Origin of the sequence: Nostoc sp. KVJ20 (genome assembly GCF_001712795.1) — a bacterium.
Lineage (GTDB): Bacteria > Cyanobacteriota > Cyanobacteriia > Cyanobacteriales > Nostocaceae > Nostoc.
This window is the reverse complement of the sequence record NZ_KV757757.1, coordinates 21,251-27,968: the sequence shown is the minus strand read 5'-3', so window position 1 is coordinate 27,968 and position 6,718 is coordinate 21,251. Positions and strand designations below refer to the sequence as shown.

Annotated in this window: 6 protein-coding genes and 1 rRNA gene; 5 read left to right on the top strand and 2 right to left on the bottom strand. The window is 39.7% G+C overall.

Annotated features, from left to right (window positions below; translation table 11 throughout):
- Window positions 1–223 (bottom strand): 16S ribosomal RNA (locus A4S05_RS35305); the annotation flags it as partial.
- Window positions 224–873: 650 nt separating this feature from the next.
- Between A4S05_RS35305 and rsmA the strand changes: the two genes are divergently transcribed.
- The 3 genes from rsmA (at window position 874) to A4S05_RS35290 (ending at window position 3,255) form a co-directional block, all read left to right on the top strand.
- Window positions 874–1,716 carry a 16S rRNA (adenine(1518)-N(6)/adenine(1519)-N(6))-dimethyltransferase RsmA gene (gene rsmA, locus A4S05_RS35300; RefSeq protein WP_069074417.1) on the top strand — a complete coding sequence of 281 codons (843 nt, stop codon included), beginning with the start codon at window positions 874–876 and terminating at the stop codon, window positions 1,714–1,716.
- 92 nt (window positions 1,717–1,808) lie between these two features.
- A complete protein-coding gene (gene ispE, locus A4S05_RS35295; RefSeq protein ID WP_069074416.1) occupies window positions 1,809–2,762 on the top strand; it encodes a 4-(cytidine 5'-diphospho)-2-C-methyl-D-erythritol kinase in 954 nt (317 codons plus the stop codon).
- Between the two features lie 163 nt (window positions 2,763–2,925).
- Window positions 2,926–3,255 (top strand): DUF3082 domain-containing protein, encoded by a 330-nt coding sequence (locus tag A4S05_RS35290; RefSeq protein ID WP_069074415.1) that lies wholly within the window; start codon window positions 2,926–2,928, stop codon window positions 3,253–3,255.
- A 14-nt stretch (window positions 3,256–3,269) separates the two neighbouring features.
- Here the strand turns inward: A4S05_RS35290 and A4S05_RS35285 are convergent, their stop codons facing one another.
- On the bottom strand, window positions 3,270–4,139 hold the full coding sequence (locus A4S05_RS35285) for a response regulator (RefSeq protein WP_069074419.1): 870 nt from the start codon (window positions 4,137–4,139) through the stop codon (window positions 3,270–3,272).
- Between the two features lie 1,178 nt (window positions 4,140–5,317).
- On the opposite strand from A4S05_RS35285, the gene A4S05_RS35280 reads away from it, so the two are divergent.
- Together A4S05_RS35280 and trpC are read left to right on the top strand one after the other, a co-directional pair.
- Entirely contained in the window at window positions 5,318–5,596 is a 279-nt protein-coding gene (locus A4S05_RS35280) for a HetP family heterocyst commitment protein (RefSeq protein WP_069074414.1), read from the top strand.
- A gap of 242 nt (window positions 5,597–5,838) precedes the next feature.
- The gene (gene trpC / locus A4S05_RS35275) at window positions 5,839–6,690 is read left to right on the top strand and encodes an indole-3-glycerol phosphate synthase TrpC (RefSeq protein ID WP_069074413.1); all 852 of its coding nucleotides are present in this window, start codon (window positions 5,839–5,841) and stop codon (window positions 6,688–6,690) included.
- Window positions 6,691–6,718 lie beyond the last annotated feature (28 nt).

Sequence of the window (6,718 nt, the reverse complement as noted above, 5' to 3'; positions counted from 1 at the left end):
ACCTACTAGCTAATCAGACGCGAGCTCATCTTCAGGCAATTAATCTTTCACCTCTCGGCACATCCGGTATTAGCCACCGTTTCCAGTGGTTGTCCCAGACCTGAAGCCAGATTCTCACGCGTTACTCACCCGTCCGCCACTAAATCCGAAGATTTCGTTCGACTTGCATGTGTTAAGCATACCGCCAGCGTTCATCCTGAGCCAGGATCAAACTCTCCGTTTTGTTGTGTTTCGAGTTTGTGGCTCCGAAAAAAAATATTTCCCGGAATCCTATCTATAACTTCGATTGTCTTTTTGGGAAATCCCAAAAATAAAATCTTTTGACGAGGATTGGTTTTTTCTTAAGCTTTCAAAGTATTATGTTTTTCAGGTTCAGCGGTCGTTGGCGTCTTTCGCCTTCCGACTTAACTAGAGTAACTATTCATCCCCTAGTTTGTCAAGGGGTAAATTTATTTTTTTTTCTAAATGGTCAAATCGCTTGACTGGCATTACTTTCAAGAGAATGGCTTAAGCGGCAGGAGGAGGCGAGAACGAAGTGGCTAAACCTGGCTGCTTGTCTCCAAATGGAATCTGATGCAGGTGGAGTGATTATGGAAAAAGGCAGGAGGAAATCTTCCTGGAGGGATTTATCCTGAATCCCTACGCCTGAACTAACTATATATAAGAGCATAATTGTTGCGGAGCTTGCGATTTAAGACTCCCATCCTACAGGTAACGCTTATATCGGCATTTACGCGATCGCCATTACTATGATCGCGGAGCGTTTGGAAGAGAAGATAGGAGTTACAGTGAGTCTAGCGCTGTAGAGGGGCTTCAAAATTTATAATGAGTTTTTGAGAAAAAGCTAAAAACTAGACTAGGCAAAAAATACAGATGATCCGACCGCGTAAGGTCTTTGCTCAACATTGGCTCAAAAGTGAAAAGGCGCTTGACGCAATTATTCAAGCAGCAGAGTGTACAGAAAGCGATCGCTCCATCAAAGGCGATCATGTCCTGGAAATTGGGCCTGGAACCGGGATTCTCACTCGTCGTTTATTACGCTTAGTGGAATCTCTGGTTGCAGTTGAAATAGACCGTGACTTATGCCAACTGTTGTCCAAGCAGCTTGGTAAGACTGAAAATTTTTTACTACTACAAGGCGATTTTCTCACTCTAGATTTACCATCTTATCTGGCAGCCTTTCCCAATTTCCAAAAGCCAAATAAGGTAGTAGCCAATATTCCCTACAATATTACAGGCCCAATCATTGAGAAACTACTGGGTACGATCGCTAACCCCAACCCCGAACCATTTGACTCAATAGTGTTGCTGGTACAAAAAGAAGTAGCAGAAAGGTTATATGCTAAACCAGGATCAAAAGCCTTTGGGGCCTTGAGCGTGCGGGTACAGTATTTGGCTGAGTGTGAGTTAATCTGCACAGTTCCAGCCGCCGCATTCCATCCACCGCCAAAAGTCGATTCAGCAGTGGTGCGATTACGCCCCCGAAAAATAGAAATACCAGCGCTTAATCCCCGACAATTAGAGAATTTCTTAAAGTTGGGGTTTGGTGCCAAGCGCAAAATGTTACGAAATAATTTGCAATCTGTGATAGAACGCGATCGCTTGAGCCACTTACTGGAACAATTAAAAATAAATCCCCAAGCCAGAGCCGAAGACCTCAGCGTTCAGCAATGGGTAATTCTAGCAAATGAATTGGGAGTGGAGAGTAAGGAGTAGGGAACAAGGCAGATTTCTTTCCCATTCCCCATCCCCCATTCCCCCTAATCCCCAGACAGGGTTCCGAGTTCCCCATTCTCCACTCTCAGAAAATGCATTCCTACAGTCTAATTGCCCCTGCTAAAATCAACTTGTATCTAGAAATCATTGGTAATCGCACCGATGGCTATCACGAGTTAGCCATGATACTTCAGAGTATCGGACTTGCAGACCAAATTGATGTTCGTTCTATTAGCACTGACAATATCCGTGTTCACTGCAACCACCCACAAGTACCGACAGATAAAAGTAATCTGGCATACCGTGCAGCAGAATTAATGGCGAGGCAATTTCCCGAAGCCTTTGCTAAATATGGAGGCGTGGAGATTACCATCAATAAGCAGATTCCTGTCGCGGCTGGGTTGGCTGGGGGTTCGACGAATGCAGCAGCTGTGTTGGTGGGGATAGATTTACTGTGGAAATTGGGATTAACTCAGTCAGAATTAGAGGAGTTAGGAAGCACGCTTGGTTCAGATGTACCGTTTTGTGTGGCGGGTGGAACTGCGATCGCAACAGGTAGAGGTGAGCAACTTTCCCCTCTTCCAAGTTTGGATAGTATCTATATGGTGTTGGCAAAATACCGCAGCCTGGAAGTTTCCACGGCTTGGGCATATAAAACCTATCGACAGCAGTTTGGTCATTCTTATATTAAAGATAGCGACAACTTGGTAGCCCGTGCTAACGCAGTTCATTCAGGAGCAATAGTAAAAGCTATCCTGGATAAAGATGCGGGAGAAATTGCCCAAAAATTGCACAATGATTTAGAGCGCGTGGTACTGCCAGCTTATCCCCAAGTTTTGCAATTGCGAGAAGTGTTTGCAAGTCAAGAAGGTGTTTTAGGAACAATGATGTCTGGTTCTGGGCCAACAGTATTTGCTCTTTTTGAGTCTCAACAGCAGGCAGAACAAGTTAAGCTGCATGTGATGAAAGCAATTCTTGATGAAGACTTAGAATTGTTTGTGACTCGGACAATTACACACGGTATTCAGGTAGCATCTTCAGTTTAAATAAATGTTTATCATTAATGGAGCATAAGAGATAAGCTGATAAGCTTTTAATTTGCATAGTTTAAATCGCTAGAAAGACGCAAAGATGCAATTTTAATGACAATTAGCTGAGGACAAGAATTATTCCTAATGCTCAAATCCGAAGTCTACAATCTAAAATTTCATGAATGACAATAATTTAACACCACAAACAGATACTAAAAAAGAGATTCCAACGAGTCCGTTACGCTGTTTTACTGGGGCTGTGGTTTCGGGAGGAATGGCATTTGCAGCGTATTCTCTGATGATTGCGATCGCTACCAATTTTGCTAATAAACCGATCCACTCAATTAATCCATTGGTGCTGAAGATTTCTTCTGCTGTTCGGACTTTGGTTGTTGGTGTAGTTGCTTTAGGAAGCGGGATATTTGGTATAGTAGCAATTGGATTGTTGGCTTTGGGAGTGCAATTATTAGTGCAGCAATTGACTAAGCAAAAAAGTAGTGAAAACTAGTAATTTGCTTTTAATCAGCAACCTAAAGGCACAAGTTTTTCTAACGCACCACGATTTTTGATGAATTGTAATGTCGTGCTTTTAGAAGGCTGAAGAACTTGTTGCTGTTTTCTCCAAGTTTTCGGAGAAAGCCCGTGGTGTTGACGAAATTGCCGAGAGAAATGACAGGTATTTTGATAACCTAGTGCAATAGCAATCTGGTCGATTGTCTGATTAGTATTTCTGAGTAAAGGACGTGCTGCTGCCATTCGACGCTTGACAATCCAACCGTTTACAGTTTCCCCTGTTTGTTTTGCTACTCGATTAGTCAAGTAAGCAGGCGAATAACCAACTGCTAGAGCCACATCAGATAAAGTAATTCCTTGGCGATAGTTAGCTTCAATAAAGTCGAAAACTGCTTGTAGTTGGGGAACAGATGGAAAAATGGACTCAGAGTTGAACGATGAAGGTAGTGGTTGGGCAAATTGATGAGAGTTATTAGCGTACCAGTACCTCAAGAAAGCTTGCTTTTCTAATCTAACAGCGATCGCTCTGAGCAAATCCTCTATAGTAGAGGGTTTAATAAGATAATCATCTGCACCCAACTCCATACCTTTGCGAACATCTGTTTGTGTATTACTACCAGTCAAAAAAATGAAAGGAATAATTGCGGTGTCAGGATCTTGACGAAGCGTAGTCAAAACACTGTAACCGTCCATATCTGGCATTTGAATATCGCAAATAACCAAGTCGGGTAAATGCTTTTGTGCTTGTTCGATACCGGCTAGTCCATCTTCAGCACCTATGGTGTCAAAACCTTGAGCTTCAAGAACCTCTAAGAAGAGATTGCGGGTAATAGCATCATCTTCAATTACGAGAATTTTTTTCGACGATTCGTGTATCATTTTTCCATCACTAGGATTTTTGTGGCAGGGAATGATGATCAACTTTTGTGCCGAGTGTTCTGTAAAAAAACTATGGCAAATTCTCAACTCAACTTCTGGTTTTAGCACCAGTTGAGAGTTAAATGGAACTAACTTAATAGTCACCAGAATCGATATCTCTAATCACTCGGTTAAATAAGTCGGCACTATAGCCGTTAATAAGTTGCTAATCACAACTTTCTAAAATTCTGATGGCACTCTTGGCTAGGTCTAAATAATTTGAATTAAAAAGAGTCAGAAATTATTTATGATTTTAAATATAATTTTAGCAATAAAAGGTTAATTTTTTTATATTGATAATATAAAGAAATTATTGGTAAGTAGTTAAGCATATCTGTGCCAAAACGTAATAAATAAGGCAAAAATCCATACTAATTTTGATTCTAGCTAATCATTTGCAACTATTAGGACATCAAGATAAAATCCATAAGTAAAAATTTTTATCACACAATAAAATTATTTTGTCAATTCTAATTTAGATGCATTTTCCTAAGAGTTATAGATTCAATAAGTAAATTATTGTTCATCAATGTAACTGTGCTGAAATTTGCTCTCTTAGGCATCTAACAACATCATAATACAGTTTGTCATCTGTCACAAGGAATACATTTTTTTTATTATTTATATGCACATGGCTTCTAAATATTCCAAAAGAAATAGAAAATACCAAGCATTTATGTATTAATTAATACAGCTTATGTAGAATTATGGATACTTTTACCTTGTGAAAGGTCTAATTCAAGCACACCACAGGAAATATTTAATCAAGCACGTTTCATTACTAATGTTCCCTTTCCAAAGCTCAAGTTGGTTTTACACTAATGAAAATAGATAAGATTTCAAAAGCGAAAAAATAGACATATCTATCAAAAAATCGTTCATATACTCCTTTGCCAAAGATTGAGTAAGCTTAACGAAGAAGCTGCTTCTGCAATACGGTTCATTTATCAGAGCGGGTTTAACAAGATATTTTTAATGCTGGTTAGACCCGCCCCTACTTTTAATATGAATTTACAAGAGTTCTTAACTTTATCTAAGTTTACTAAGCACAATCTTGTTTTTAATAGATCCAATTTAGCAAACTAGGGAAACCCTGTCAGATACAAACCAGTTTTAATTTACATAAAAGAGCACATGTTATGACTCAAAACATCACTGGTTATCCAACACAAATGGGTAGAAAAATCAATAATGAACAAATTGAGCAAATCCTGAAAGCGATTATTGCTGGCAAATATTCCTGGGCATGTGTTTTAATTCTACGGTTTGCTGGTTACAATCCCATAGATTACATACCCTACCGCACCTATATTCGACTACTCAAAAATAACTGTTTAGTTGAAAATTCAAAACAAAACCAAATTGATAGTGAGCCTGTAGAAGGGTTAAACCTAAAATCAACCTGGCTTAATCTTTGAAAATACAAATAATTGAGATAGCACAATTAGTATAAATTAATGTCAACAATTGAGGCTATTTAAAAGCAATTGATTACAAAATTCCATTAGGAAAGGATGAAGGTTGAAAGCTTTAAACATCCCGTTACTCACAGCTTCCTATTGGTTAAAGGCGTTTCTAAATAGACCTACTGAAAGGAATGTCTGTAGGGTAGCTTGAAATTTTATAATCCATACTTCTTTGGTCATCCCATCCTTAGTATATGACTTATCCAGTTACTACTCCTAATACTCATTTGCAACCCACTCTTAAAGAGATTGTATGGCAGAAAAAGCATGAAGTCGCACAAATCCAGCAAGAGATGTCTTTGGCTTCTTTGCAACGTCAGTTAACTGCTGCACCAACCGTGCGAGATTTTCTCTCTGCTTTGCAACAGAGTCATTACCGACCTTGCATCATTGCAGAGGTAAAGAAAGCATCTTTAATTGACGGAATTATTAAAGCAGACTTTGACCCAGTAGCGATCGCTAAAGCTTATGAGCGTGGTGGTGCAACTTGTATCTCTGTCTACACAGATCAGAAGTTCTTTCATGGCAGCTTTGAGAGTTTACGCACCATCCGCTACCGGGTAGCATTGCCCCTACTGTGCAAAGAATTCATTTTAGACCCTTGCCAAATTTATTTAGCAAGAGCAGCAGGCGCAGATGCAGTGTTACTGATTGCTGCAATTCTCTCAGATAAGGAATTGCAAAACTTTTTACGAGTGATTCACTATTTGGGAATGAATGCTTTGGTAGAAGTCCATAATTTAGCAGAACTAGATCGGGTGCTAAAACTTGATGATGTGCGCTTAATTGGAATCAACAACCAAAGTCTAGACAATTTTAGCGTCAATATTGGCACAACTGGGCAACTACTGGCGGCTAGGCGATCGCAACTACAAAGTCTGGGCATTCTCGTCGTCAGTGAGTCTGGTTTATATACACCTACTGATTTATCTCTTGTCGCTCAAGCTGGTACACATGCCGTTATACTTGGCGAGTCTTTAGTTAAACAAGAAGATGTGCAGCAGAGTGTGCGTAATCTGCTCAAACCTACAGCTGTTTTCAGATAAATAGACCACATTGATTAAATCAAGGGTC

What these genes read in the sequence shown, in the direction of transcription:
- rsmA (WP_069074417.1), top strand. Translation starts at nt 874, where the DNA reads ATGATCCGACCGCGTAAGGTCTTTGCTCAACATTGGCTCAAAAGTGAA.
- ispE (WP_069074416.1), top strand. Translation starts at nt 1,809, where the DNA reads ATGCATTCCTACAGTCTAATTGCCCCTGCTAAAATCAACTTGTATCTA.
- A4S05_RS35290 (WP_069074415.1), top strand. Translation starts at nt 2,926, where the DNA reads ATGAATGACAATAATTTAACACCACAAACAGATACTAAAAAAGAGATT.
- A4S05_RS35285 (WP_069074419.1), bottom strand. Translation starts at nt 4,139, where the DNA reads ATGATACACGAATCGTCGAAAAAAATTCTCGTAATTGAAGATGATGCT.
- A4S05_RS35280 (WP_069074414.1), top strand. Translation starts at nt 5,318, where the DNA reads ATGACTCAAAACATCACTGGTTATCCAACACAAATGGGTAGAAAAATC.
- trpC (WP_069074413.1), top strand. Translation starts at nt 5,839, where the DNA reads ATGACTTATCCAGTTACTACTCCTAATACTCATTTGCAACCCACTCTT.